22 protein-coding genes are annotated in these 23,847 nt (G+C 64.2%); 8 read left to right on the forward strand and 14 right to left on the reverse strand.

The window, feature by feature from the left end; genetic code table 11:
• Positions 1-195 precede the first annotated feature (195 nt).
• Positions 196-1,815, forward strand: coding sequence for an FMN-binding glutamate synthase family protein (locus ACF8GF_RS18655; protein ID WP_176683666.1), 1,620 nt, complete (start codon positions 196-198; stop codon positions 1,813-1,815).
• A 36-nt stretch (positions 1,816-1,851) separates the two neighbouring features.
• Here the strand turns inward: ACF8GF_RS18655 and ACF8GF_RS18660 are convergent, their stop codons facing one another.
• Entirely contained in the window at positions 1,852-3,270 is a 1,419-nt protein-coding gene (locus ACF8GF_RS18660) for an amino acid permease (RefSeq protein WP_176683667.1), read from the reverse strand.
• A gap of 392 nt (positions 3,271-3,662) precedes the next feature.
• Between ACF8GF_RS18660 and ACF8GF_RS18665 the strand changes: the two genes are divergently transcribed.
• The 3 genes from ACF8GF_RS18665 (at position 3,663) to ACF8GF_RS18675 (ending at position 8,201) form a co-directional block, all read left to right on the forward strand.
• Positions 3,663-6,812 carry a transglycosylase domain-containing protein gene (locus ACF8GF_RS18665; protein WP_392488544.1) on the forward strand — a complete coding sequence of 1,050 codons (3,150 nt, stop codon included), beginning with the start codon at positions 3,663-3,665 and terminating at the stop codon, positions 6,810-6,812.
• A gap of 89 nt (positions 6,813-6,901) precedes the next feature.
• Positions 6,902-7,447, forward strand: coding sequence for a PadR family transcriptional regulator (locus ACF8GF_RS18670; RefSeq protein ID WP_392488545.1), 546 nt, complete (start codon positions 6,902-6,904; stop codon positions 7,445-7,447).
• Positions 7,440-8,201, forward strand: coding sequence for a siderophore-interacting protein (locus ACF8GF_RS18675; RefSeq protein ID WP_176683670.1), 762 nt, complete (start codon positions 7,440-7,442; stop codon positions 8,199-8,201). Before ACF8GF_RS18670 ends, ACF8GF_RS18675 begins: the two co-directional genes overlap by 8 nt.
• Positions 8,202-8,476: 275 nt before the next feature.
• On the opposite strand, the gene ACF8GF_RS18680 is transcribed toward ACF8GF_RS18675, so the two are convergent.
• Genes ACF8GF_RS18680 through ACF8GF_RS18735 form a run of 12 tightly spaced genes read right to left on the reverse strand, consistent with a single transcriptional unit; the run spans position 8,477 to position 18,911 of the window.
• Entirely contained in the window at positions 8,477-9,139 is a 663-nt protein-coding gene (locus ACF8GF_RS18680; protein ID WP_176683671.1) for a general secretion pathway protein GspN, read from the reverse strand.
• Positions 9,136-9,522 carry a type II secretion system protein GspM gene (gene gspM, locus ACF8GF_RS18685; RefSeq protein ID WP_392460668.1) on the reverse strand — a complete coding sequence of 129 codons (387 nt, stop codon included), beginning with the start codon at positions 9,520-9,522 and terminating at the stop codon, positions 9,136-9,138. Before gspM ends, ACF8GF_RS18680 begins: the two co-directional genes overlap by 4 nt.
• Positions 9,519-10,595: a type II secretion system protein GspL gene (locus ACF8GF_RS18690; protein ID WP_392488546.1), complete on the reverse strand. Its 1,077-nt coding sequence runs from the start codon at positions 10,593-10,595 to the stop codon at positions 9,519-9,521. Before ACF8GF_RS18690 ends, gspM begins: the two co-directional genes overlap by 4 nt.
• Complete coding sequence (locus tag ACF8GF_RS18695) at positions 10,592-11,182, reverse strand: type II secretion system protein J (RefSeq protein ID WP_176683674.1); 591 nt, start codon at positions 11,180-11,182, stop codon at positions 10,592-10,594. Before ACF8GF_RS18695 ends, ACF8GF_RS18690 begins: the two co-directional genes overlap by 4 nt.
• Positions 11,179-11,547, reverse strand: a complete 369-nt coding sequence (locus tag ACF8GF_RS18700) for a type II secretion system protein GspI (protein ID WP_209967746.1) — start codon at positions 11,545-11,547, stop codon at positions 11,179-11,181. The genes ACF8GF_RS18695 and ACF8GF_RS18700 overlap by 4 nt, the downstream gene beginning before the upstream one ends.
• The gene (gspH, locus tag ACF8GF_RS18705; protein WP_209967748.1) at positions 11,544-11,981 is read right to left on the reverse strand and encodes a type II secretion system minor pseudopilin GspH; all 438 of its coding nucleotides are present in this window, start codon (positions 11,979-11,981) and stop codon (positions 11,544-11,546) included. Before gspH ends, ACF8GF_RS18700 begins: the two co-directional genes overlap by 4 nt.
• A 3-nt stretch (positions 11,982-11,984) precedes the next feature.
• Positions 11,985-12,419 (reverse strand): type II secretion system major pseudopilin GspG, encoded by a 435-nt coding sequence (gene gspG / locus ACF8GF_RS18710; RefSeq protein WP_176683677.1) that lies wholly within the window; start codon positions 12,417-12,419, stop codon positions 11,985-11,987.
• Positions 12,420-12,436: 17 nt separating this feature from the next.
• Complete coding sequence (gspF, locus tag ACF8GF_RS18715; protein ID WP_392488547.1) at positions 12,437-13,639, reverse strand: type II secretion system inner membrane protein GspF; 1,203 nt, start codon at positions 13,637-13,639, stop codon at positions 12,437-12,439.
• A 3-nt stretch (positions 13,640-13,642) separates the two neighbouring features.
• Entirely contained in the window at positions 13,643-15,091 is a 1,449-nt protein-coding gene (locus tag ACF8GF_RS18720) for a GspE/PulE family protein (protein WP_176683824.1), read from the reverse strand.
• The gene (gene gspD / locus ACF8GF_RS18725) at positions 15,091-16,827 is read right to left on the reverse strand and encodes a type II secretion system secretin GspD (RefSeq protein WP_339443818.1); all 1,737 of its coding nucleotides are present in this window, start codon (positions 16,825-16,827) and stop codon (positions 15,091-15,093) included. The genes ACF8GF_RS18720 and gspD overlap by 1 nt, the downstream gene beginning before the upstream one ends.
• A 21-nt stretch (positions 16,828-16,848) precedes the next feature.
• The gene (locus tag ACF8GF_RS18730; RefSeq protein WP_392488548.1) at positions 16,849-17,271 is read right to left on the reverse strand and encodes a pilus assembly protein PilZ; all 423 of its coding nucleotides are present in this window, start codon (positions 17,269-17,271) and stop codon (positions 16,849-16,851) included.
• Positions 17,271-18,911: a lipoprotein UxpA gene (locus ACF8GF_RS18735; protein WP_392488551.1), complete on the reverse strand. Its 1,641-nt coding sequence runs from the start codon at positions 18,909-18,911 to the stop codon at positions 17,271-17,273. The genes ACF8GF_RS18730 and ACF8GF_RS18735 overlap by 1 nt, the downstream gene beginning before the upstream one ends.
• 223 nt (positions 18,912-19,134) lie before the next feature.
• On the opposite strand from ACF8GF_RS18735, the gene ACF8GF_RS18740 reads away from it, so the two are divergent.
• Positions 19,135-21,210: a PhoX family phosphatase gene (locus ACF8GF_RS18740; RefSeq protein ID WP_252459553.1), complete on the forward strand. Its 2,076-nt coding sequence runs from the start codon at positions 19,135-19,137 to the stop codon at positions 21,208-21,210.
• Between the two features lie 129 nt (positions 21,211-21,339).
• Here ACF8GF_RS18740 and gspK read toward each other — a convergent pair whose 3' ends face one another.
• Complete coding sequence (gene gspK / locus ACF8GF_RS18745; protein ID WP_392488549.1) at positions 21,340-22,305, reverse strand: type II secretion system minor pseudopilin GspK; 966 nt, start codon at positions 22,303-22,305, stop codon at positions 21,340-21,342.
• Between the two features lie 145 nt (positions 22,306-22,450).
• Here gspK and tatA point away from each other — a divergent pair, with 145 nt between their 5' ends.
• From tatA to tatC, 3 genes are read left to right on the forward strand one after another with little or no spacing between them, the layout of a single operon-like run.
• Positions 22,451-22,684, forward strand: coding sequence for a twin-arginine translocase TatA/TatE family subunit (gene tatA, locus ACF8GF_RS18750; protein WP_176683682.1), 234 nt, complete (start codon positions 22,451-22,453; stop codon positions 22,682-22,684).
• Complete coding sequence (gene tatB, locus ACF8GF_RS18755) at positions 22,684-22,974, forward strand: Sec-independent protein translocase protein TatB (RefSeq protein WP_392488550.1); 291 nt, start codon at positions 22,684-22,686, stop codon at positions 22,972-22,974. The genes tatA and tatB overlap by 1 nt, the downstream gene beginning before the upstream one ends.
• Positions 22,971-23,732: a twin-arginine translocase subunit TatC gene (tatC, locus tag ACF8GF_RS18760; RefSeq protein ID WP_176683684.1), complete on the forward strand. Its 762-nt coding sequence runs from the start codon at positions 22,971-22,973 to the stop codon at positions 23,730-23,732. The genes tatB and tatC overlap by 4 nt, the downstream gene beginning before the upstream one ends.
• The last annotated feature ends 115 nt before the right edge of the window (positions 23,733-23,847 follow it).

The raw sequence follows: 23,847 nt of genomic DNA on the forward strand, positions 1-23,847 counted from the left end.
TGCGATGGTGAGGCTCCCGACGCATTCGCGGGTAAACCCGCTCCTACAGCGGTATGCGTTGCACCCAGGCAATTCGGCTCGGGTCGAGAATGATTTTCGCTACCCCGATTTTAATTTGCAGCGCCCGGCAACTTGGCTATGGTCGGGGTTTGCCCCCAGGCCCTGAGCCTGACCGCGCCATCGCAAGGACCCTGTATGAGCCTGTCACTTCTCAGTCGCTATGCCTTCTTCGCCGCCTGCGTGCTGTTCACCCTGGCGAGCATCCCCTTCAGCCACCACGAATGGTTGTGGCCGTTCACCCTGACCACTGGCATCCTCAGCCTGGTCGGCCTGTTCGATTTACTGCAGCAGCGCCACGCCGTACGCCGTAACTACCCGGTTCTTGGCAACATCCGCTATCTGGTCGAGGCCATTCGCCCGGAAATCCGCCAGTACCTGCTGGAGTCCGACAGCGATGCCCTGCCCTTCTCCCGCGCCCAGCGCTCGCTGGTGTATGCCCGGGCGAAGAACGAAGCCTCGGACAAACCTTTCGGCACCCTGATCGACGTATATGAATCCGGTTTCGAGTTCATCGGCCACTCCATGCGCCCGGCACCGCTGGCCGACCCGGCCAGCTTCCGCGTTATCGTTGGTGGGCCGCAGTGCAGCCAGCCGTATTCGGCCTCGATCTTCAACATTTCGGCCATGAGTTTCGGCTCGCTCAGTGCCAATGCCATCCGTGCGCTCAACCAGGGCGCCAAGCTGGGCAACTTCCACCACGACACCGGCGAGGGCAGCATCAGCCCCTACCATCGCGAACACGGTGGCGACCTGGTGTGGGAACTGGGCAGCGGCTACTTCGGGTGCCGCACGCCGGATGGGCGCTTCGATCCCGAACGCTTCGCCGCCCAGGCGCGCAGCCCTCAGGTGCGCATGATCGAGATCAAGATGAGCCAAGGTGCCAAGCCCGGCCACGGCGGCATACTGCCCAAACACAAGGTCACACAGGAAATTGCCGAAACCCGTGGCGTGCTGATGGGCGAGGATTGCATCTCCCCGTCGCGCCACAGCGCCTTCTCGACACCGATCGAAATGATGCACTTCATCGCCCAGTTGCGTGAGCTGTCCGGCGGCAAGCCGGTGGGGTTCAAGTTCTGCCTGGGCCACCCGTGGGAATTCATGGGCATCGCCAAGGCCATGCTGGAAACCGGCATCCTGCCCGACTTCATCGTCGTCGATGGCAAGGAAGGTGGCACTGGCGCAGCGCCCGTGGAGTTCACCGACCATATCGGCGTACCCCTGCGTGAAGGCCTGCTGTTCGTGCACAACACCTTGGTCGGCCTGAACCTGCGCGACAAGATCAAGCTGGGCGCCAGCGGCAAGATAGTCAGCGCCTTCGACATCGCCAGCGTGCTGGCCATTGGTGCCGACTGGGCCAACTCTGCACGCGGCTTCATGTTCGCCATCGGCTGTATCCAGTCGCAAAGCTGCCACACCAACAAGTGCCCGACCGGCGTGGCCACACAAGATCCGTTGCGCCAGCGTGCGCTGGTGGTGCCCGACAAAGCCCAGCGGGTGCTGAACTTCCACCACAACACCTTGCGTGCCTTGGCAGAAATGCTGGCGGCGGCAGGCCTGGAGCACCCGGCTCAACTGGAGGCCAAGCACCTGGTGCGGCGCATTTCGGCCACCGAGATCAAGCTGTTCTCGCAGATGCATGTGTTCTTGAAGCCAGGTGAGTTGCTGACCGGCGAGGTGAACGGGCAGTTCTATTCGCGGATGTGGCAACTGGCTCGGGCGGACAGTTTCGAGCCGCACAGCGAAGTGGCGGCCTGACGGAACGCTGGGGCCGCAAAGCGGCCCCACGTCAGATCAGGAGGCGGTACTCGTCACACCTTGTGCGTCTTTCGGCGCCAGGCGGAGCGTGTAGTACAGCACCGTCAGCAGCACCAGGAACGCCGGGCCGATGTACAGGGCCACACGCGTATCCTCGAAGTACGCCATCAGCCCGACCACCAGCACCAGGAAGGCCAGCGCCAGATACGAACTCAGCGGCCACAGCCACATGCGGTACTTCAGTGCCTTGCGCTCGGCAGTGGTAAGGCCGGCGCGGAACTTCAGCTGTGCCAGCAAGATCATCACCCAGGTCCAGATCGCACCGAAGGTGGCGATCGAGGTTACCCAGACGAAGACCTTTTCAGGCACCAGGTAGTTGGCCAGTACGCCCAACAGCAACGCGCCGATCGACAGCAGCAGCGCATTGCGTGGCACGCCGTTCTTCGAGGTACGGGCGAAGGCCGCCGGCGCCTGGCCGTTCTGTGCCAGGCTATAGAGCATGCGCCCGGTACTGAAGATGCCGCCATTGCACGACGACAGCGCCGCCGTGATGACCACGAAGTTGATGATGCCGGCGGCGGTCTTGATGCCGAGGCGCTCGAAAGTCATGACGAACGGGCTGCCCTGGCTGCCGATTTCGTTCCAAGGGTAAATCGACAGGATCACGAACAACGCCCCGACGTAGAACAGCAGGATGCGCCAGAACACCGAGCCGATGGCCTGCGGAATGGTCTTTTGCGGGTTGCGTGCTTCACCTGCGGTGAGGCCGATCATTTCCACGCCCAGGTAGGCGAACATCACCATCTGCAGCGACATCAGCACGCCAGTCACACCATTGGGCATGAACCCGCCATAACTCCACAGGTTGGAGATACCGACTGCGACACCGTCATTGCCAAAGCCGAAGGCAATGATGCCGATGCCGCCGAGGACCATGGCGATGATGGTGACGATCTTGATCAGCGCGAACCAGAACTCGAATTCACCAAAAGCCTTCACCGCCACCAGGTTGATCGCGCCCATGCTGCCCAGTGCCGCCAGGGCCCAGATCCAGCGCGGTACGTCGGGGAACCAGATGCCCATGTAGATGGCCACTGCAGTAATTTCGGCAACACAGGTCACCAGCCACAGGAACCAGTAGTTCCAGCCGGTCAGGAAGCCCGCCAATGGGCCGAGGTAATCCTGGGCATAACGGCTGAAAGAGCCGGCGACAGGGTTATGCACGGCCATTTCACCGAGCGCGCGCATGATCACCAGGATGGCCAGGCCACCGATGATGTAAGACAACATGATGGCTGGGCCGGCCATTTCGATCGCCTTGGCCGAACCGAGGAAAAGACCGACACCGATACAGGCGCCCAGCGCCATCAAGCGGATGTGCCGTTCGCCCAGTTCACGCTTGAGCGGGCCGCCTTCAGTGGCCTGGCCGTGGGCAGAGTGGTTGCCGACTGGCATAGCAATACAACCTCATTTTGTTATTGGATTTGACCTTCGTGAAGCCGCGACCATGCCGATAGGCGTGGCGTTGGCTTGCCAGGCTGGCCTTGTGGGCCTGCCCATGTGCCGGACTAGAGCGCCCGGCAGGGCGAAGGGGGCCAGCAGTATAGGAAGACCGTTGTAGGTGTTTTCACTGTATATATGCAGAAATTTGGCTAGAACTCTGGGGGCCGCTTCGCGCCCAAAGAATTGCCAAGGCACCATAGCAACATCGTCCGTTGAAGAAACCCACACCAAAGCCGTATAGCCCCACACCACTTTTTCCAACTTCCTACAAATTTTTCACCCTATCCACTCAACGTCTAAGCTTCAGACAAGCAAGACGAAAACACTTGGCCGGATAGAAGACTATGGGCGCACTGTGGCAATCGGAACCCAGCAGAACGGAAGCTCCCGAGATACCTCAGGCCGAGACGCCACAATCCAAGTCCCCCCGTCAGCGTCGGCTATGGTGGTGGCTGATCATCCTCATCCTGCTGGTGGCACTGGTAGCCATCGCTGTTGCCGCGTATAACGAATTCCGTACCTCCGAACTACAATCGCGCGAGTTCAGCAGACTGGCCGCTACACTGACCTACTCGCTGCAACCCGGTCCCAGCGATGCCATCGTCTACCCCGGTGATGGGCCGTTCGACAAACGCCTGGGCTATAGCGCCCTGGGTGAATTCCTGCCACGCCTGCTCAAGCGCGACTACCTCATCAGCGAACAGGTGAAGTTTTCACCCGCATTGATGAACTACGTCGATCATGGGCTGTTCGCGCCCTATATCGAGAAGATCCAGGCCGGCCTGTCGATCACCGATTGCCGCGGCGACACGCTGTACCAGTACAACTACCCCCAGCACCTGTACCCGGACTTTGCGGCGATACCTCCCGTAATAGTCAACAGCTTGCTGTTCATCGAAAACCGCGACCTGCTGGATACCGACGACCCACGTAACAACCCGGCTGTGGACTGGCCACGCTTTGCCAAGGCCGCCTACAGCCAGGTCGCCAAGTACCTGGCCCTGCCCGGTCAGTCTGCCGGCGGCAGCACCCTGGCCACCCAGCTGGAAAAATATCGCCACTCACCGGATGGCCTGACGGTGTCGGGCGCGGAGAAGATCCGGCAGATGATTTCTGCCAGCGTGCGTGCCTACCAGGGCGGCCCCGACACCACCGAGGCACGCCAGCGTATCGTGCGCGACTACCTCAACAGCGTACCGCTGTCGGCCGTGCCTGGGCATGGTGAGGTACATGGCATGGCCGAGGGCCTGCGGGTGTGGTACGGCGCCGACTTCGACCAGGTCAACCAGGCCCTGAACGCCACCGCCACCGACTCAGAGAGCATGGCCGCGCGTGGCCTGGCCCTGCGCCAGGTGCTGTCGCTGATGATTGCCCAGCGCCGTCCCTCGTATTACTTGTCCAAGGGCCGGGTCGAGTTGGCCGAACTCACCGACTCGCACATTCGCGTGCTTGCCGCCAACAAGGTCATCGATCAGCCGCTGGCCGATGCCGCGCTGGTCAGCAAGGCGGTGTACCGCGACTGGGTAGCGCAGCCGACCATCGTACCGATCATCACCAACAAGGGCATCAGCCTTGCGCGCAACCGTCTGTCGGCCATGCTCAACCGCCCACTGTACGACCTCGACCGCCTTGACCTGTCAGCCACCAGTACCTTGCAGGCCGACCTGCAACTGCAGGTCAGCCAGTACCTGAAAAACCTCGCCGACCCGGCGTTTGCCGCACAGATCGGCCTGATCGGCGAGCGACTGCTCACCGCCAAGACCACCGACCAGGTGAGCTACAGCTTCACCTTGTTCGAGCGCACCGCCGATGGTTCGCGGGTGCGGGTGCAGACCGACAGCACCAACCAGCCCTTCGACATCAACGAAGGCAGCAAGCTGGAGCTGGGCTCAACCGCCAAGCTACGGGTACTGACCACCTACCTGGAGATTATCGCCGAGCTGCACGACAAGTACGCCGGCAAACCTGCCGCCGAGCTGAAGAAGGTCGAAGTGGCCGAACTCGACCGCATCACGCAATGGTCGCTGGAATGGCTGGCGCAGAACAGCAAGAACCAGAGCCTGGACGCCATGCTCGACGCCGCGCTGGAACGCAAGTACTCGGCCAACACCGGCGAAGGGTTCTTCACTGGCGGCGGGATGCATGTGTTCAACAACTTCCGCAAGGAAGACAACAACCGCAACCCGACACTCAAAGATGCACTGCGCGAGTCGATCAACCTGCCGTTCATCCGCCTGATGCGCGACCTCGTGCGCTACGTGACTTACCAGCAACCATACAACCGCGTGGCGCTGCTCAAGGACGACGCCGACCCGCGCCGCCAGGAGTACCTTGCGCGCTTCGCCGACAAGGAGGGCACCAAATACCTGATGCGCTTCTGGAAAAAGTACCAGCGTAGAACCTCGCAACAACGCCTGGACACCTTTATCGACAACATGCGCGTGACCCCACAGCGGTTGGCGGCAGTACACCGCTACCTGTTCCCCGAGGCAGGCCAGGAAACCTTCAACGCATTCGTGCGTGCCCACCTCAAGGATGACAAGAAGGTGCTGGGCAAACTGACCGATGGCCGTCTGTCAGAGATGTACGCTGCTTATGGCCCGGGCAAGTACGACCTGCCCGACCAGGGTTACATCGCCAAGGTCCACCCGTTGGACCTGTGGCTGCTTGGCTACCTGCTGAAGCACCCAGGCTCGACACTGACCGAAATGATCAATGCCAGCCGTTTCGAACGCCAGGAGGTATATGGCTGGCTGTTCAAGAGCCGCCACCAGAGCGCCCGTGACAGCCGCATCCGCACCATGGTCGAGATCGAAGCCTTCCTCGACATCCACCAGCGCTGGAAACGCGTGGGCTATCCATTCAACCACCTGGTGCCTTCATTGGCCACGGCCATCGGCAGCTCCGGCGACCGCCCCGCTGCCCTCTCCGAACTGGTCGGGATCATCCAGAACGACGGTATTCGCCTGCCAACCTTGCGCATCGACACCTTGCACTTTGCAGCCAACACACCCTACGAGACCAAGTTGATCACAGACCCGGACCGCGGCGCGCGCATTCTGCCGGTCGAAGTGGCGCGTGCGCTCAAAGGCGCCATGTCGCAAGTGGTCGACGCAGGTACCGCGCGGCGTATTTCCGGCAGCTTCAAGCTGCAGGACGGCACGCCACTGGTGATGGGCGGCAAGACCGGTACCGGTGACAACCGAATCGAAAGCTTCGGCGCCGGCGGCCGGCTGATCGGCTCGCGCTCGCTGAACCGCACCGCCACCTTCGTGTTCTTCCTCGGCGACAACCATTTCGGCACGCTGACCGCCTTCGTGCCGGGTCGCACGGCAGAAGCGTTCAAATTTACCTCGGCGCTGCCGGTGCAGGTGCTCAAGGGCATGGCACCGATCCTCATGCCATACCTGCAGCCAGGCAACCCGAATGAGTGCAAGCAGCCACAGGTTGCCGTGCACACACCGCCGTCGACAGGTAACACATCGACTGAGTAGATGATAATCATCAGCATTAAATGGCTTGTCTTTAGATATATCTTGAGTAATATCTTACGATATATCGCAAACGACGGAGCCCTTTCCTTATGCGCGAACATACCCCTCATGATCCCTTCGAGCGGCGCCCCGGCCGTGGCGAGCGCGGCCCGCGTGTCTTCGCCCCTGGTGACCTCAAGCTGCTGATGCTGGACTTGCTGGCCGAGCAACCCGGCCACGGTTACGACCTGATCCGCCAGATCGAGAACTTGTTCGAAGGCAGCTACAGCCCAAGCCCCGGGGTGATCTACCCCACGCTGAACTTTCTTGAAGAAGCCGAACTGATCAGCGGCCAGGTGCAGGGCAGCAAACGCCTGTATGCCATCACCGATGCCGGCCGCAGCGCCTTGGCGGATCAGGCGGTAGCCCTGGATGGCGTGCGCATGCGCATCGAGGTCAGCAAACGCGCCCTGCGCGGCCACGACCGCCCGCCAGAGATTCATGAAGCGGTCGGTAACCTGCGTCATGCACTACACATGCACAGCGGCCGCTGGACCGCGGAAGAAATCGAACGGGTCCGTGACCTGCTCAACCATGCCGCCACGGGCATCGCCTCCGGGCCAACCGAACCTTTCAGGGAGACGCCCCATGAGTGACACCATTCACCGCGTAAACCACGAGATCCGCCAGCGCCGTCTGCAGGTGCTGCGGGTCACCGAGCTGACCCCGCGCATGCGCCGGATCACCTTGGGGGGGGCCGAGCTGCAAGGCTTTACCAGCATGGGCAGCGACGACCATATCAAGCTGCTGTTTGCCGAAACGCCGGAGCAACAACAGGCCATCGAGGCCCGTAATATGGGTAAGGACGGTGGCGCGCGGCCCACCATGCGCGAGTACACACCGCGGCGCATCGACCTGGTGACAAATGAGCTGGACATCGACTTCGTGCTGCACGGCGACGGCCCTGCCTCTACCTGGGCCGCGCAAGCCGCGCCCGGGCAAACCCTGGACATCGCAGGGCCAAGGGCCTCGCTGGTGGTGCCGGATATTTTCGACAGCTACCTGCTGATCGGTGATGAAACTGCTATCCCGGCCATTGGCCGTCGGCTGGAGGAGTTGCCGGCGGGCCGCCAGGTGCTGGCAGTGATCCAGATCGAAGACGAGCACGAGCGCCAGCCGCTGCCAAGCAAGGCCCAGGTGGAAGTGATCTGGGTACGTCGCCAGGAGGAAGACTTGTTGGCACTGGTGCGGAACCTGAGCTTGCCGCAAGGCCGGCTGTATGCCTGGGTGGCGCTGGAAAAAGCCCTGACTCGCCAGGCCAAGGCGCTATTGCTGGAGAAAGGGGTGCCGGAAGATGCGCTAAAGGCTGCGGCCTACTGGCGGGCCAACGGGACTGCGGACGACGAGTGATCGTGATTGCCTGATCTGCCGTCTTCGCGGGCAAGCCCGCTCCTACACTGATCGGGGATGGACACAAATCGGTGGGTGGGCACATATCGGCGGTTGGGCACAGGCCGTTGTAGGAGCGGGTTCACCCGCGAACACCGGCGCAGCCGGTGCCACGCAAAGCGCCGCCTGCTTCGCGGTTTGAACCATTTGATAAGACCAAGCGGTTCAGCCCCGACCACCTCAGAAAAGCTCGACCGCCCACAGCGTATCTACAGGGCGCCACGCCACGTAGTTGCTCACCAACGAAGGTCTCGCTGCCCCGCCAGGGCCTGCGGCCCGAGCCATTGAGCCCCACGCAACAATGGCGTCAACTGCGCTTCAGGCTGCAACTGGAACACCACCTGCGCCCGGCGCCCTGGCAGGTCGGCATCCACGGCCAGTTGATGTTGCCCTGGCTGCGCCAACTGCCCGCGCAGGTGCCAGCCACTGCGGCAATCCATTTCCAGCCAACCGTGCCCAAGGCCAAGGGACCAAGGGTCGCTCAGAGCCAGGTCGGTTACGATCACGCGGCCTTCACTGGCCTGGCATTGGCGCCCTGCCCCCTGCATCCTCACCCCCCCCTGCCACTGGCCGGCCAGGCGGTAATCCGTCGAGACCGTCGCCAAAGCCCCCTTGGCTGATGCCTCCAGCCGCCACTGCCAAGGCCAGCCTTCTGCGCGCAACTGCCAGGCCTGGCCCTGGAACCCCACTTGCGCATTCACCTGCAAGCGCCAGGGCTGCAGCGTCCAGCGCAAAGGCCCGACCGGCCCCCATTGTTGTGCCTGCCCTTGCCAAAGGCTTCCGCCGACATCACGTACCGGCAGGCCGAACGCACGCACCACCCAATTGGCCGGAAGCTCGATAAACAGCGTGAGCACGAATACCAATAGCACCCAGGCCATTGCTGCACTGCGGCTCATGGCTGCACCACCAGGTCGAATCGCAAAGCCTTGCCCTGTTGCTCCAGCCCCCATTGCAACGGCAATGCGCCTTCTGCACGCAGGCTCTGCACCCAGCCTTGCAGCATGCGCTCATCGGCCACCTGCCCCCGCAGTTGCCAGGCCTTGCCTTGCGTATCGACTTCGATCAGTTCGACCCCACGGGCCTGGGCCGACTGACGTAGCCGCTCCAGGTTCAAACCGGGCCCGCCTTGCAGGCTGGCCGCCTGTTCGGCCAGCACACGCCACTGGCCAAGCACGCGCCATTGCGCAATGCCTTCGCGCAGGGCCAGGAAGGCCAGCAGCAGCGCGATCAGTCCCCAGGCGAACGTGAAGCGATGACGCTGTAGCCAGTCGCGGTTCATGAGGCTGCTCCCAGGTCGAAGATCACTTGGCCATCTTGAACCTGCACTGTGGCGCCAGCGGCAGCCGCCATATCACGCCATGGCGGCGCACTGCCCTCGCCCTGCAGGTGTAGGTGCCAACGCTGGCCATCGAAGCGCACCGCTTGCAGGCGCAAGCCGGGATTGTCACGCAGCCAGGCCTGCAAGCGAGCCTGCAGGTCGTCTAGCTGGCGTGTACGCAGTTGCTGCTGCAGTACGCTCTCGCGCAGGCGCTTGAGGACTTGTGCCGCGTGTCGAGGGCTGGCCTGCTCGCCGGTCACGGTAAAGACCTGACTGCGCCAGAGTTGCGCCTGGCGCCATTGCTGGCTCAACCACAGGCCACCCCAAACGGTGGCCAGCACCAGGCAAGCTGCCAGCAGCCGCTGCTGCTGTCGGGACGCCGCCGGCAACGAGCGCACCTTGCGGATGCGTTCGAACAGACCGGGTAATGTGTCGAGCGGCGTAAATACGGCTGGCCAATTGCCGCTCAGCGACGTCTTGTGCAGCCCTGCCCACGGTGGCTGCCGCACTCCCCCCAAGGCATCAGGCCAGGCCAGCCAGTGTTCCTGTCCGTCTTCGGCCAGCCCTTTGTAACAGGACATGCCGGGGGTACGCTGCCATTGCCAGGCGCATCCTGGCTCGGGCGATGGCAGCAACTGTAGCTCCGCCCAGCAGCGCACTACCTGCAAGCCCCAGGCGGCACATTGGCCACGCCATTCATCCAACTGCTGGCGCGCCACTACCAGCAGGCGAAGGTGCCCGGGTTCACGGGCCAGGCAGGCACAGGCCACCTCATGCGGGGCCTGCAGCAAGCGATCCTCAAGCAACAAAGGCCATTCTTCGCGCTTGAGCCCGGGCGGGGCCGGCACGCGAAAATGGCTGCAGGCCTCGGCAGGCAGAACCAGCGCAACATGGGCCTGCGGGTTTGCCGGTGGCTCACCCTGCCCCTGGCTTTGCAAAATACCCTCATGGACCAGCGCCCAGTGCCAGACAACACCCGGGCGCAGCAATAGCCACGCCTGCGCCGGCGTACGCCGCCGCCATTCAAGTTTCATGAGCGCCCCCATGGGAGGGCGAAGGTGCAGACATAGGGGGCTCCATCACGCAGCAGTTCCAGACGCACACCACGGCCTGGGTGTACCGGTTGGTCAGAAGGCCAGGCCAGCCAGCGGCCGCCCTGGTAGTACAGAACGTTCATGGCGCTGACCTGGTCGAGTCGTTCGCGCTCTACCCAGCGCGGGGCGACGGCGGCGTACAAATCGGCCGAGCTTTCCAGCAGCAGGCGCTGCTCACGGACCTCGAAGCGCAGTCGCTGGCGTTGCAGGCGCGAGCCACCTTCGGCCGCCGGCAGGCCGGTGCTGGCGACCCACAGCAACTGGTTGCTGGCGGGTTGCCAGTCCAGCCATCGGCTGGCCAGCGGCAAACGCTGGTCGTAGACACGGCGCAGCACCGGGCTGTCAAAGCGCCGCTCCAGTGCCAGACAAAAGTCCAGCACCGAGGTTTGCTGATTGGTGTGCTGCAGGCGTTCGCGCACCTTCAGCCAGCCGTTGACCAGCGCGGCGAGCATGATGCCGAGTATGGCGGTCAGGGCCAGGGCGACCATCAGTTCGATCAGGGTCAGACCTGCCTGATGGCGTTTCATGGGCGCTCCAGAAACACGGTGTACTGGCCCAGTGGCAGACGCTGATCGTGGTCGGCGAACAATTGCAGTTCGCCACGGCGCAGGTCACGCACGCCGGTGCGGCGCAGTTGCAATTGCCAGTGACACAGTTGGCCACCTTGGCCAAGCTTGCCGGCCACCTGGTTTTCGGCAGGCCAGTACTGCTCGACAGCAAAGCGGGCTTGCAGCTCACGCGCGCACAACAGGCCAAGGCGGTGCTGTTGCAGGTTGTCCTGAACGGCCAGCCGCTGGCGCAGTACCTGGCTGGTGATGACTGCCAGCACGGCGGCAATCGCCAGGGCCACGGTCACTTCCAGCAAGGTGAAACCACGCTGACGCTGCTTCATGGCGCCACCGCCACCCGCAAGTGACCATTGCGGCGCCAAGCCCATTGCTGGCCGCCATCAGCCCAACGCCAACGCACACTGCCCGACTGTGCCCAGCCATGCGGCGTGAACAGCAGGCGCGGCTGCGGGCTCGGGGGCCAGTCCGGGTGAAGGCCCTTGGGCCAGTCGCCGAGCGCGACCTTTTCAACGATCCAGTCATTGCCTTGGCGGCGGACGAACTCCGGGCGCTGGCCATTCCAACGCAGCCCGCGCAGTTGCCCGGCATGCCGGGCCAGCGCGGCCTGGCCGCGGACCTCGGCCGCCAGCCGTTGCAGGGCCTGCTCGACACGGGCCTGGCCGTTGCCGAGGCCAGCCACCGCCAGCCCGGTCATCAGCCCAGCGATGGCCAACACCACCAGCAGCTCGATCAGACTGAACCCATGCTGACCGCGCACCGGTTACAGCGCCCAGTTACCCAGGTCGGCATCCTGGCCTTCGCCACCCGGCATGCCATCGGCGCCCAGCGAGTACACATCGACCCGGCCATGTTCGCCGGGCATGCGGTACTGGTACGGGGTGCCCCATGGGTCTTCCGGCAGGCGACGCACGTAGCCATCACTGCGCCAGGCCCGAGGCAGCGGCTCCTGAGCCGGCTTTTTCACCAGCGCGACCAGGCCCTGTTCGTTGCTGGGGAAGCGCAAATTGTCCAGACGATACATGTCCAGCGCCTGCTCCAGGGTGGCCAGGTCGGCCATCACCTTCTGCTTCATGGCCTTGTCCTGGTTGCCCAGCACGCTGGGCGCCACCACGGCAATCAGCAGGCCGATGATGAAGATCACCACCATGATTTCCATGAGGGTGAAGCCGCGTTGGCGGTTACGTCGATGCTGCATGGCAATACTCCTTGTCGTCACAATTGCAGGCCCTGGTTGAGTTGCATGATCGGCAGCAGCACCGCCAGCACGATGAACAGCACCACGGCGCCCATCACCAGGATCATCAGGGGTTCGAACAGCGCCATGGCGGTATCGACCTGGCGGGCAAAGCCGCGCTCCTGGTCGTCGGCCACACGCTCGAGCATGTCCGCCAGGGTGCCACTGGCCTCGCCGCTGCCGACCATGTTCACCAGCAGCGGCGGGAATTGCTGGCTGGCATCCAGCGCACGGTGCAGGCTTGTGCCGCCCTGCACGTGCTGGCGCACCTGCTCCATGGCCAGGCGGATACGCCGGTTACCAATGGTTTCAGTGGCCACCTGCAAGGCTTCGAGCAGGGCCACGCCACTGCCACTGAGAATCGCCAGGCTGCGCGCCAGGCGCGCGCTTTCCAGCACCTGCAGCAGGTGGCCAATACGCGGCAGGCGCAGCAGCAGTTGGTCGCGACGCAGGCACCAGTGCGGTTTGCGCAGCAGCCAGCCGCCCAGCACCCCGAGCAACAGCGCCCCCCCTAACAGCCAGGGCCCGGCTTGCACCAGCCCCTGGCTCAGGCCGATCAGCAACGAGGTGATCAGCGGCAGGCTTTGCCCGGCGTGGGCGAATTGCTCGGTGAGTTTGGGCACGACGAACGTCATCAGGCCAATCACCACTGCCAGCGATACCCCCATCAGCACAGCGGGGTAGATCAGCGCGGTACGGGCCTTGTGTTGCTGGCGTTGCACCTGCTCCAGGTGGTCGGCCAAGCGGGTCAGCACCTGGGCCAGGTGCCCGGAACGTTCGCCGGCCTCGACCAGCGCGCAGTACAGGCCGGTAAACGGTGCGCCCTGCCGGGCCAGGCTGCGCGCCAGGCCCAGGCCTTCGGCCAGCGAGCCGCGCAAGGCCACCAGCACACTGTGCAGGGCGGGCTGACGCAGTTGCCGTTCAAGGGTGGCAAGGGCATCGACCAAGGGAATACCGGCCCCGGTCAAGGTGGCCAGCTGACGGGTCAGCTCACACAGCTGGGCGCGGCTCAGGCGCTGGCGACGGGGTTGTCGGCTGCCGGCTTCATGACGCTGCAACTGGCGGGCGAACAGGCCCTGCTCGCGCAACAGCTGGCGAGCGTGGCGTTCACTGTCAGCCTGCAGGCTGGCCTTGTGCAATTTGCCGGCGAGGTCAACGGCCTGGTAGCGATAGGTCGGCATGTCTTAGCCCTGTACCACGCGCAGCACTTCGGCCAGGCTGGTCTCACCGCGAGCCAGGCAATCGCTGGCCATCGCCACCAGGCTTTGGCGCCGTTCAGCCAGGTAATCCTGCATGGCCAGCTCACTGGCGCCGTCGTACAACAGGCCGATGAGCCCAGCGTCCAGTTCGATAAATTCGTACAGCCCCAGTCGCCCGATATAACCGCTGCCCTGGCACTGCTCGCAACCCACCGCGTGATAAGTGCTGCCCAGCGCCGCCAGCTCGGGCCACAGCTCGCGCTCGGCAGCCTGCAGCGGGTGCGCCACGGCACAGTTGCACAAACGCCGCACCAGGCGCTGGGCCAGGACGCCGCGCAGGCAAGAGGCGATCAGGAAGGGCTCGATGCCCATGTCGCGCAGGCGGGTCACTGCGCCTACCGCGCTGTTGGTGTGCAAGGTCGACAGCACCAGGTGGCCGGTGAGGCTGGCCTGCACGGCGATCTGTGCAGTCTCCTGATCGCGGATTTCGCCGAGCATGATCACGTCAGGGTCCTGACGCAGGATGGCGCGCAAGCCACTGGCAAACGTCAGCCCCGCACGCGGGTTGATGGCGGTTTGGCCAATGCCGGCGATGGCGTACTCCACCGGGTCCTCGACGGTGAGGATGTTGCGGCTGCCATCGTTGAGGCTGTTCAGGCTGGCGTACAGGGTCGTGGTCTTGCCCGAACCGGTCGGCCCGGTGGACAGCACAATGCCATTGGGACGCGCCAGGCAACCGCGCAGGCCCTGCAGTACCGCTGCCGGCATGCCCAGGTTATCCAGCGCCAGCAGGCTGGCCTGCTTGTCGAGCACGCGCATCACCACCCGCTCGCCATGGATGCCGGGCAAGGTCGAGACCCGCACGTCCACTTCGCGCCCTGCTGCACGCAAGGTGATGCGGCCGTCCTGGGGCTGACGCTTTTCAGCGATGTCCAGGCGGGCCATGACCTTGATCCGTGATACCAGCATGGCCGACAACGCACGTGGAGGACGCAGCACCTCACGCAGATGGCCATCGACCCGCAGACGCACCACCAGGCTCTGCTCGAAGGTCTCGATATGGATGTCCGAGGCGCGCAGCCGCAGCGCCTGGCCGAACAGGCCGTTGATCAGGCGGATCACCGGGGCTTCGTCGTCGCTTTCAAGCAGGTCTTCGATGCGCGGCATCTCGCTCATCAGGCTATCCAGGTCGACCTGGTCGCCGATGCCTTCGATCAGCGCTTCGGTGGCGGCATCGCCGGCCTGGTACAGCTGGCCAAGGCGCTCGTCGAACAGCGCAGGTTCCAGGTATTCGAGCAGGCTTGGCTGGCCATGCACACGCAGCAACTCCTGCAACTGGGCATTGTCGGCGTCGGGCCGCAGCCATAGCTGCCAGCCCTGCTCCGCCGGGGCCATGGCCACTCCGCTCTGCCGTGCCTGGCGATAGGGCAGCATCACCAGTCACCGCCTTCCAGGCGTGCGCGGCTGGCGGGGAAGACCTGCAACAGCCGCGTGCCCTCTGCAAGGTCCGGCAACTGCAGCGGTGTGGTCTGCTGCAGGGTGCGGTACTTGGCTTCACTGAGGCCCGCCAGGCTCGGCCCGTCGCGCAGGATACGCGGGCGGATGAACACCATCAGGTTCTGCTTGGTGTTGCGGGTGGCATCGGAGCGGAACAACCGGCCAAGGTAAGGAATGTCGCCGAGCAGTGGCACACGCTGGTTGCTGGTACTCAATTCGTCGCTGATCAGGCCGCCAAGTATCACCAGGCCGTTGTCCTCGACCATGACCTTGGTCTTGATCTCGCGCTTGTTGGTGATCACGTCGCTGGCCGAGCTGGTGTCGGCAATCGACGACACCTCCTGGACGATGTCCAGGCGCACGCTGTTGTCGATATTGATCTGCGGCTTGATGCGCAGCTTCACCCCGACTTCCTTGCGCTCGATGGTCTGGTACGGGTTGGCGTTGTTCTGGGTCACGGAGCCGGTGACGAAGGGCACTTCCTGGCCGACCAGGATCGACGCTTCGGCGTTGTCCAGGGTCAGCAAGGTGGGCGTGGACAGCAGGTTGAAGCCGCTCTTGCCCTTCAGCGCGTTGACCAGCATGGCGAAGTTGAAGCCACCACCGAAATGGCCGATGCCCGCCGTGGCACCGGTGGTGGTGGACAACAAATCGCCCAGGGCCTCGTTGTCGCCACTGGCGGCGGCGCCGGCAATGCTGGCGATATTCACCCCGTTACTGCCGAAGTTGACGATACCGGCACCGAACTTCTCGTCGGCAAACAGCCACTGCACGCCCAACTCCTGGGCGCTGCTGTCGGACACCTCGGCGATGATCGCCTCGACCACCACCTGGGCACGGCGAATGTCCAGTTGCTCGACAATGGCCCGGTACGCCGCCAGCTCGCTGTCGGGGCCAACCATGACCACGGCATTGGTACCTTCTTCGTATTCCAGGCGAATGCCCGGGCCACCGGAAGCTGCCATCACCGGCCGATCCTTGCTCTCTGCTTCACCCGCGCCTTCAGCCGGCACCGCACCTTCCTGGCTGAGCCCTCGCAGCACCTTGACCACTTCACCGGCATTGGCATGACGCAGGTAGATCACCTGGGTGCTGCCGCTGCCCGGTGCCTCTTGAGGGCGGTCGAGCTGGCGCAGCAGGCTGGCGATGCGTTCGAGGTTGCTGCGCCAGTCAGTCACCACCAACTGGTGCGCCGCCGGGTACGGTGTAATAACTCCAACCCGTGGGTCGATCAGCGGCTTGAGAATACCCAGTACCTGTTCGCTGGCGGCGTTGCGCACGCTGAATACGCGGGTGGCCACGCTGTCGCTGCCCTCGCCCTGCTGCCCGCCCGCCTCGACTGGCACCGGCTCCAGGCGCGCGGCCTGGTCGGGCACGATCTTCACGCTGCCATTGGGCAGGTCGACGGTGGCATAGCCCTGGGCGCGCAGTTGGGCCAGGAAGATGTCGTAGATGGCGTCAGCGTCGTGCAGGTCGACAGTGCGCACGGTGACCTTGCCCTTGACCCGGGGGTCGACGATGAAGGTGGTGCCGGTGATGCGCGACACGCTGTCGATGAACTCGCCGAGTTCAGTATCGACGAAATTCACCTCGTACATCGGCGTACCGTTGTCATCGAACACCGGCTCTTGGGCATAAGCGACGGACAAGGCCAGGCTCAGCGCAGCCGCCATGCAGTGTCTAACAGGCATCGTTCATCCTTGCCGCTTGAAGCCGGTCACGGCAGGGCGTGGCGGCCAGGGCAGGCGCTCACGCCGCCCTTGGTTGTTGAAAATCAGGCCATCGCTGTCGATGTCCTGCAGCACGATCCCAGGCGCCAGGCGCTGACCGCGGGCCAGGGTGCGTACTTGCTCGCCGTAGCGCAGCACCACCACACTGGAGGCCAATGGCTGGGCCTTGAGCCCGCCGAGGTATTGCAGCGGCAGACGGGTGATGGCAATGGCGCCGTCGTCGGGCGGCGCTTGCCAGTGACCGACCATCAGCCCGGGCAGCAGGCTGCCGGCCGCCGCAGGCGCCATGGCCGGTTGTGGCTGCCGGCTCATCTGCAGCACACACTGCGCAGACAGCCAGCCGGCCAGGGTCAGGCCAGCGCCGGTGAGCAGACGCGAGGTGGGCATCACGAGGCCAACTGCCGTGGATGCCAGCCTGGGTGCCCCTGCACGTAACGCACTTCGGGCAATTGCAGCGGCGCCAGTTGCCAACCGTCAGGCTGGCGGGCGAGCCAGGCCTCGACCCGCTGCCACAGAGGCTCGCCGGCCTGGCTTTCGAATTGCAAGCCAAAGGTGCGGCACAGGCCCTGCACCGGCTCCAACCCAGTGATGCGCTTGCCTTGCGGGCTGTAGCTGACGCTCCAGGCCTGGCCCTGCCAGCGCGGCAGGTCCTGGCTGTTGTCCAGCAGCAGCGGGTCACCGAACAATTGCTCAGCGGCGTTTTCCAGCACTTGCTCGACCTGCCTGGCCGGTGCCTCGACCACTGGCGCGGGGTAGCCACCGGTAAGGCTGATCAGATGTTCGCGGGTAATGGCCGCCCCTGCTGCCAGCGGGTAGTCATAACGCAGGCCCGGCAGCAACACGGGCATGCTGCTATCGTCGGCCAAGGCTTGATGCAGCAGGCAGTCCCAGCTGCCGCCACGGGTATCGCGGCGCCACAAGGCCTGGGGCGCGCGGGCCAGCGGCTGGTCAAGCCAGGCCGCGTGGCCGGCCCGTTGCTGGTGCAATTGCGCCTGCAATTGCGCGACACGCAGCTGCGCGGCAGGCGCCAGTTGCTGTTCAAAGGCCGGGAAAAAACGCCCGTCGAACTGCCACTGGCCGGCCACACGCTGGCAGCGCAGGCGGAAGGCACCGCTGCCCCGGCAGCCGGCAAACAGCACCGGCACGCGCCGACCGCTGGCCTGAGTGACCTCGACCGGTGCGGGCCACAGGTCCTGACCACGGGCGCACAACAGCACGTCGATTTGCGGCACCCGTTCAGCCAGCCACAGGCCGGGGCCCGTGCCTGCATCGGCCATGGCCACCACAAGGTCAGCCTCGTGCCGGGCTTGTTCGAATACCGGCAGCAGAGACTGGTACCACTGTTTGAGTGAGGCTTTCTGATCCTGGGCGTACGGGTCGGTCACGCCAACCACTGCAATACGGGCACCGCCGCGCTCGAAAACGTGCAGGGCTTGCACACCCAGTGCCTGGCGTTGTGCGTCAGCCAGCCCGGCGCCGAGGGTAATGGCGCTGGCCTGGCGATACAGGCCCGTGCTGCGTTGTGGCCACAGCACACGCTCGTCGCTGCTGACCCGCGCTTCGATGCCCAGCAGCTGGCTGCCTTGCACGCCACTTTCGCCTTGGGTCAGGTAGGCCAGGCCACTGCCATTCCAGCCCTGGCCGTTTTCCAGGGTCAGGCTGTTGCCCGCACCGGCCTCGCCACGCAGTTGCTCCAGCAACGCCGCGAGCACCGCATAACCGCCCAGCTGGGCTGTCGTTGCCTGGCGGGCATCGAGCAGCGGCGCCAGTTGCGGGTAGGCGATACTGGCGCTGCTGCCGGTCATCCATGGCGCACGGCCCAAGTGGCTGACCGGCCCCAACCGGGTTGCCGGTACCACCGCCTGGCCAGGCTGGCGGGCATCGAGGGTATCGGCGACGTACAGCAAGTCGAGCTGGGCGTTGCCACCCTGCTGCCCTGGGAAGGCTGTGCAGGCGCCGAGCAGCGGTGCCAAGGCACCGATACCCATCCAGCCGATCACTTCGCGCCTGTGCACACTGCTCGCCATCGCATCGCCATCCTTATCCACGTCCATTCAGGGCCCCGGATGTTGCGGCGTTGGCATTACAGTTTGATGGCAGAAATCCGACAGCAATTCCAATTCGATCTTTAGAAGAGCAATCCAAGAACCGGAAGTTTTAAAAGCTCGTTAACATTTCTGCCAAGGAATCATCACACTTGCGCCTTACAGTCGCGGTTTCTTCCAACTCAGCCAACATAAGGACAACCTGATGAGTCGAGATACCGGCGACAACCTGGACCGGAACCAAAGCGGCAACCTGCCGATGGCCAACGTCATGGACGCCTACCTGAGCCGCCGCAGCGTGATGCGCGGCAGCCTGGGCGCCGCCATCGCCATGATCGCCGGTACCGGCCTGACAGGCTGCTTCGACGGTGGTGGTTCCGATCATGATGATCCGGTCACCGAGCCACCGGTGACCGAACCGCCAGTCACCGAGCCGGAAGTGCCGAAACTGGCGCTGGGCTTCCAGTCCATCCCAGGCTCGCGCACCGACGCCTGTGTGGTCGCCGCCGGCTATAGCGCCTATGTGCTGGCGCCTTGGGGTACGCCGCTGAACAGCAATGGCAACCCGTGGAAGTCCGACGGCAGCAACACCTCGACCGACCAGGCCAACGCCATGGGCATGCACCACGACGGCATGCACTTCTTCCCCATCAACGGCAGCTCGGAAGACGGCCTGCTGGCGATCAATTTCGAGTACATCGACACTGCCGCCCTGCACCCGGCCGGCCCCACGACCGATGTCAACGGCAAGCGCCCGGTTGAAGAAGTGCGCAAGGAGATCAACGCACACGGTGCTGGCGTAGTACGCCTGCAGAAAATCAACGGCCGCTGGCAGGTGGTCGACAACGACCCGCTGAACCGACGCTTCACCACTGCTTCACGCATGGAAATCACCGGCCCGCTGCGTGGCACCGACCACGTCAAGACCAAATACTCCACTGCTGGCACCCACTGCCGTGGCACCAACAACAACTGCGGCAACGGCTATACCCCGTGGGGCACCTACCTGACCTGCGAAGAGAACTGGCCGGGCATCTTCGTCAACAAGGGCACCCGCCCCGAGGACCAGCGCCGCATTGGCGTGGGCACCTCCAGCGGCCAGTACAAGTGGGAAAGCGCTGCCGGTGACGCCAGCGAAGTGGACGACGAATTCGCCCGTTTCGACGTTACCGTCAAAGGCGCCAGCGCCACCGACGACTACCGCAATGAAGCCAGCACCTACGGCTACATTGTCGAAATCGACCCGTACAACAGCAGCACCCTGGCCACCAAACGCACCGCGCTGGGCCGCTTCCGCCACGAGGGCTGCGCCCCCGGCCTGCCCGTCGCCGGCAAGCCGCTGGTGTGGTACATGGGTGACGACTCGAACAACGAGTACCTGTACAAGTGGGTGTCCACCGCCGTGTGGGACCCCGCCGACGCCACCCCGGCCGACCGCCTGGCCACCGGCGCCAAGTACCTCGACCAAGGCAAACTCTACGTGGCCCGCTTCAATGCCGACGGCACCGGCGTATGGCTGCTGCTGGACGTGGCCACCGCCACCACAGGTGGCAGCACCCTGGGCGCGCTGTATGGTGACCTGCCGGGCATCATCCTCAACACCCGTGGTGCTGGCGATGCCGTGGGTGCAACGCCGATGGACCGCCCTGAATGGACGACAGTCAACCCGCTGAACGGCGATGTGTACCTGACCCTGACCAACAACAGTGCACGCACCCCGGACAAGGTCGATGCAGCGAACCCGCGCGGCCCGAACCGCCACGGCCACATCATTCGCTGGCACGACAGCGACGACCAGCTGAGCTTTAACTGGGACATCTTCGTGTTCGGCGCCAACGCTGCCGGCACTGCCGACATCAACCGCTCCGGCCTGACCGAACTGAACCAGTTCGCCAGCCCCGACGGCATGAGCTTCGATAGCCGCGGCGTGCTGTGGTTCGAGACCGACAACGGCGAAAGCACCTTGACCGACTACACCAACGACCAGTTGCTGGCAGTGATCCCTACCGACCTGGTGGATGCCAGCGGCAAGCAGGTGCCGGTGAATGCACAGAACCAGGTGGACTTGCGGCGCTTCTTTGTCGGGCCAAATGGTTGCGAAGTGACGGGGATTACCTTTACCCCGGACAACAAGACGCTGTTCGTCAACATTCAACACCCGGGGAACTGGCCGTATACCGACAAGGCGACCGATGCGACGCCGGCTGGGGCTACCGTACGGCCCCGGGCTTCGACGGTGGTGATCCAGCGTATTGATGGTGGGGAGATCGGGACCGTTTGATCCTGTGCCGGTCAGCCAACTTTTGCTGGCTGTACCGGCCTCTTCGCGGGCAAGCCCGCTCCTACAGGGATCCCACGGGTTTCAAAACCGGCGTAGGGGCGGGCTTGGCCGCGAAGGCGCCCGTGAACGTTACCAGGCTATCGGCTCCCGGCTACGCACCCGCACTTGCTGCGCGGGTACTCGGGCATGCCATTGCACCACCCCCAGCGCTTCCACCTGGAACTCGCTGCGCAGCACCCGCCCCTCTTCCTCGAACGACATCTGCAACAGAAAATGACCGCTGTTGAGCAGCAGCCCTTCGCTCAACCGCTCGAACGTTTCGTCATCCACCGCCCCCAGCGCCTGGCGCAGCGCCGCGGCATCCACGTACCCCGAAGCCGGCCGACCGCTGATGATGCGGCTGAGCAGCGAGCGCGAATAGCGTCCTTCGTAGAGCGCTTCCAGCAACGGAAGGTGCTCCAACCCCAGTGCATTGGCGTTCAGGCGCCAACCGGTGACCTGAGGCAAGGCGCACAGCATCGGGTAACGCGCTTGGCGGTTGGCATCCGGCTCCAGCAACAGGTTCAGCTCGCTGGTGTCGAGCATCGGCTGGTTGGCTGCCAGCCGTGGCGGTTGCTGGCGCAGGTACTGGGCGCTCTCGGCGCCCTGCAGGCGGGCATCACTGTCGGCATCGAGCCAGTCGGCCAGGGCATCGACCAGGCGCTCGGCCGCCATGTCATTGCCCAGCAAGTAACGCAGCTGGCGCTCGGCGCGTTCACCGTCGGCGCCGAGCAATGCGTTTACATTGAAGCAGGTGTGCTGGTCGCGTACCTGCAACTGAGCCTGACCAGCGCCAAAATCGTATTTCAGCGGCTGCCCACGCAAGGCTTGCCAGAACAGCGGGCTGAGCCGCCAGGCGGGGTCACGCAGGGCTTGCCCGGCATAGGCCAGGCCGGCCTGCTCCATGGCCCGCACCTGCACCCGCTGGTGTAGCAGGCGCACTTCGTCGACCTGACGTCGGCCATCCTCCACCAGCCAGGCCATGCCCGCCGCCAGCATTGCCAGCACCACCATCACCATCAGCAGGGCCGCACCCCGCTGTTGCCTTCCACCCATCCGTGCGTGCCTCGCTCGCGGAATAAAGACGCCAGTCAACACGCGGGGTGTTTCAGCTAGATGGCAATGCCTGTTCGTCATGTGCACGTCATCTAGGCAAGGCAGGATTGCCCTTCCTTTTCATGACCTTACAGGAGTGGTCGCTATGGGTGGCATTGGAATCTGGCAACTGGTGATCGTACTGCTGATCGTGTTCTTGCTGTTTGGTACCAAACGCCTGAAGGGTCTGGGTAGCGATGTGGGCGAGGCGATCCAGGGTTTTCGCAAGTCCATGGGCGGTGACAATGACGCCAACGCCGCTGGCCAGGCGCAAGTGCAGCAACAGTGCCCGCTGAACGGCCAGGCTGCTCAGCAACCTCAAGCGGACCGCCAGGCCTGATGTTCGAGGTAGGCTTCAGCGAGTTGCTGCTGATCGGCGTCGTCGCGCTGTTGGTGCTGGGCCCCGAGCGCCTACCGGTGGCAGCCCGTACCCTCGGGCGCGGCCTGGGCCAGGCGCGCCGGGCCATGCACGCCTTGCGCACGCAGGTGGAGCGCGAAATCGAGATGCCCAACCTCGACAAGGCACCTTTGCAGCGCCTGGAACAGGAGATCCGCCAGGGCATCAGCCTGAACGCGGCGCCGGCCAATGATGCGGTCACGGCCGCGCCGCCCAAGGAAAATGCTTCATGAGTATTGCCATGGACCCTGCGGCGAGCATGCCGCTGACCGAACACCTGCGCGACCTGCGCAAACGCCTGGTGCGTTGCCTGGCGCTGGTGGCATTGGTGTTTGCCGGCCTGTTCCCCTTCGCCCAGACGTTGTACACGCTCATATCCGAGCCGCTAAGGCGCTTTTTGCCGGAAGGCGCGAGCATGATCGCCACCAGTGTCACCTCGCCCTTTCTGACACCGTTCAAGCTGACCGCGATGTGCGCACTGTTCCTGGCCATGCCGCTGCTGCTGCATCAGGCCTGGGGCTTTCTGGCGCCGGGGCTGTACCGCCGTGAACGGCGCATTGCCCTGCCGCTGCTGGTATCGAGCATCGTGCTGTTCTATGCCGGCATGGCATTCGCGTTCTTTCTGGTGTTCCCGATGATGTTCGGCTTCTTTGCCAGCGTGACGCCGGACGGCGTGGCGATGATGACCGATATCAGCCAGTACCTGGACTTTATCCTGGCGCTGTTTCTGGCGTTCGGGCTGGCGTTCGAGATCCCGGTGGCGACGTTCATCGTGGTCTGGGCGGGGTTGGCCGATGTGGCCACATTGCGGCGCAGCAGGCCCTACGTGGTCGTCGGGTGCTTTGCGGTGGGGATGATTCTGACACCGCCGGATGTGTTTTCACAGACGATGCTGGCAGTGCCGATGTGGGTGCTGTTCGAGGTGGGGTTGCTGGCTTGTGGAATGTTGAAGCGGCCGGAGCCAGGCAAGGAGATTGTGGCTGGATTGTAGGGCCCTTTCGCGGGCACGCCCGCTCTCATCAAACAAAATGCAACCCACTGTTTTCTAAGCACTTAAGCGGCCACCAGCTGATACCCCAGTTTCCGGGCTTTGCGGAGCAAAGCCC

It is taken from the genome of Pseudomonas sp. yb_5, assembly GCF_043103865.1.
Classification (GTDB): domain Bacteria; phylum Pseudomonadota; class Gammaproteobacteria; order Pseudomonadales; family Pseudomonadaceae; genus Aquipseudomonas; species Aquipseudomonas putida_Y.

Bases quoted from the DNA above. Each gene is read 5' to 3' on its own strand.
- ACF8GF_RS18655 (WP_176683666.1), top strand. From the start codon at position 196: ATGAGCCTGTCACTTCTCAGTCGCTATGCCTTCTTCGCCGCCTGCGTG.
- ACF8GF_RS18660 (WP_176683667.1), bottom strand. From the start codon at position 3,270: ATGCCAGTCGGCAACCACTCTGCCCACGGCCAGGCCACTGAAGGCGGC.
- ACF8GF_RS18665 (WP_392488544.1), top strand. From the start codon at position 3,663: ATGGGCGCACTGTGGCAATCGGAACCCAGCAGAACGGAAGCTCCCGAG.
- ACF8GF_RS18670 (WP_392488545.1), top strand. From the start codon at position 6,902: ATGCGCGAACATACCCCTCATGATCCCTTCGAGCGGCGCCCCGGCCGT.
- ACF8GF_RS18675 (WP_176683670.1), top strand. From the start codon at position 7,440: ATGAGTGACACCATTCACCGCGTAAACCACGAGATCCGCCAGCGCCGT.
- ACF8GF_RS18680 (WP_176683671.1), bottom strand. From the start codon at position 9,139: ATGAGCCGCAGTGCAGCAATGGCCTGGGTGCTATTGGTATTCGTGCTC.
- gspM (WP_392460668.1), bottom strand. From the start codon at position 9,522: ATGAACCGCGACTGGCTACAGCGTCATCGCTTCACGTTCGCCTGGGGA.
- ACF8GF_RS18690 (WP_392488546.1), bottom strand. From the start codon at position 10,595: ATGAAACTTGAATGGCGGCGGCGTACGCCGGCGCAGGCGTGGCTATTG.
- ACF8GF_RS18695 (WP_176683674.1), bottom strand. From the start codon at position 11,182: ATGAAACGCCATCAGGCAGGTCTGACCCTGATCGAACTGATGGTCGCC.
- ACF8GF_RS18700 (WP_209967746.1), bottom strand. From the start codon at position 11,547: ATGAAGCAGCGTCAGCGTGGTTTCACCTTGCTGGAAGTGACCGTGGCC.
- gspG (WP_176683677.1), bottom strand. From the start codon at position 12,419: ATGCAGCATCGACGTAACCGCCAACGCGGCTTCACCCTCATGGAAATC.
- gspF (WP_392488547.1), bottom strand. From the start codon at position 13,639: ATGCCGACCTATCGCTACCAGGCCGTTGACCTCGCCGGCAAATTGCAC.
- ACF8GF_RS18720 (WP_176683824.1), bottom strand. From the start codon at position 15,091: ATGCTGCCCTATCGCCAGGCACGGCAGAGCGGAGTGGCCATGGCCCCG.
- gspD (WP_339443818.1), bottom strand. From the start codon at position 16,827: ATGGCGGCTGCGCTGAGCCTGGCCTTGTCCGTCGCTTATGCCCAAGAG.
- ACF8GF_RS18730 (WP_392488548.1), bottom strand. From the start codon at position 17,271: ATGCCCACCTCGCGTCTGCTCACCGGCGCTGGCCTGACCCTGGCCGGC.
- ACF8GF_RS18735 (WP_392488551.1), bottom strand. From the start codon at position 18,911: ATGGCGAGCAGTGTGCACAGGCGCGAAGTGATCGGCTGGATGGGTATC.
- ACF8GF_RS18740 (WP_252459553.1), top strand. From the start codon at position 19,135: ATGAGTCGAGATACCGGCGACAACCTGGACCGGAACCAAAGCGGCAAC.
- gspK (WP_392488549.1), bottom strand. From the start codon at position 22,305: ATGGGTGGAAGGCAACAGCGGGGTGCGGCCCTGCTGATGGTGATGGTG.
- tatA (WP_176683682.1), top strand. From the start codon at position 22,451: ATGGGTGGCATTGGAATCTGGCAACTGGTGATCGTACTGCTGATCGTG.
- tatB (WP_392488550.1), top strand. From the start codon at position 22,684: ATGTTCGAGGTAGGCTTCAGCGAGTTGCTGCTGATCGGCGTCGTCGCG.
- tatC (WP_176683684.1), top strand. From the start codon at position 22,971: ATGAGTATTGCCATGGACCCTGCGGCGAGCATGCCGCTGACCGAACAC.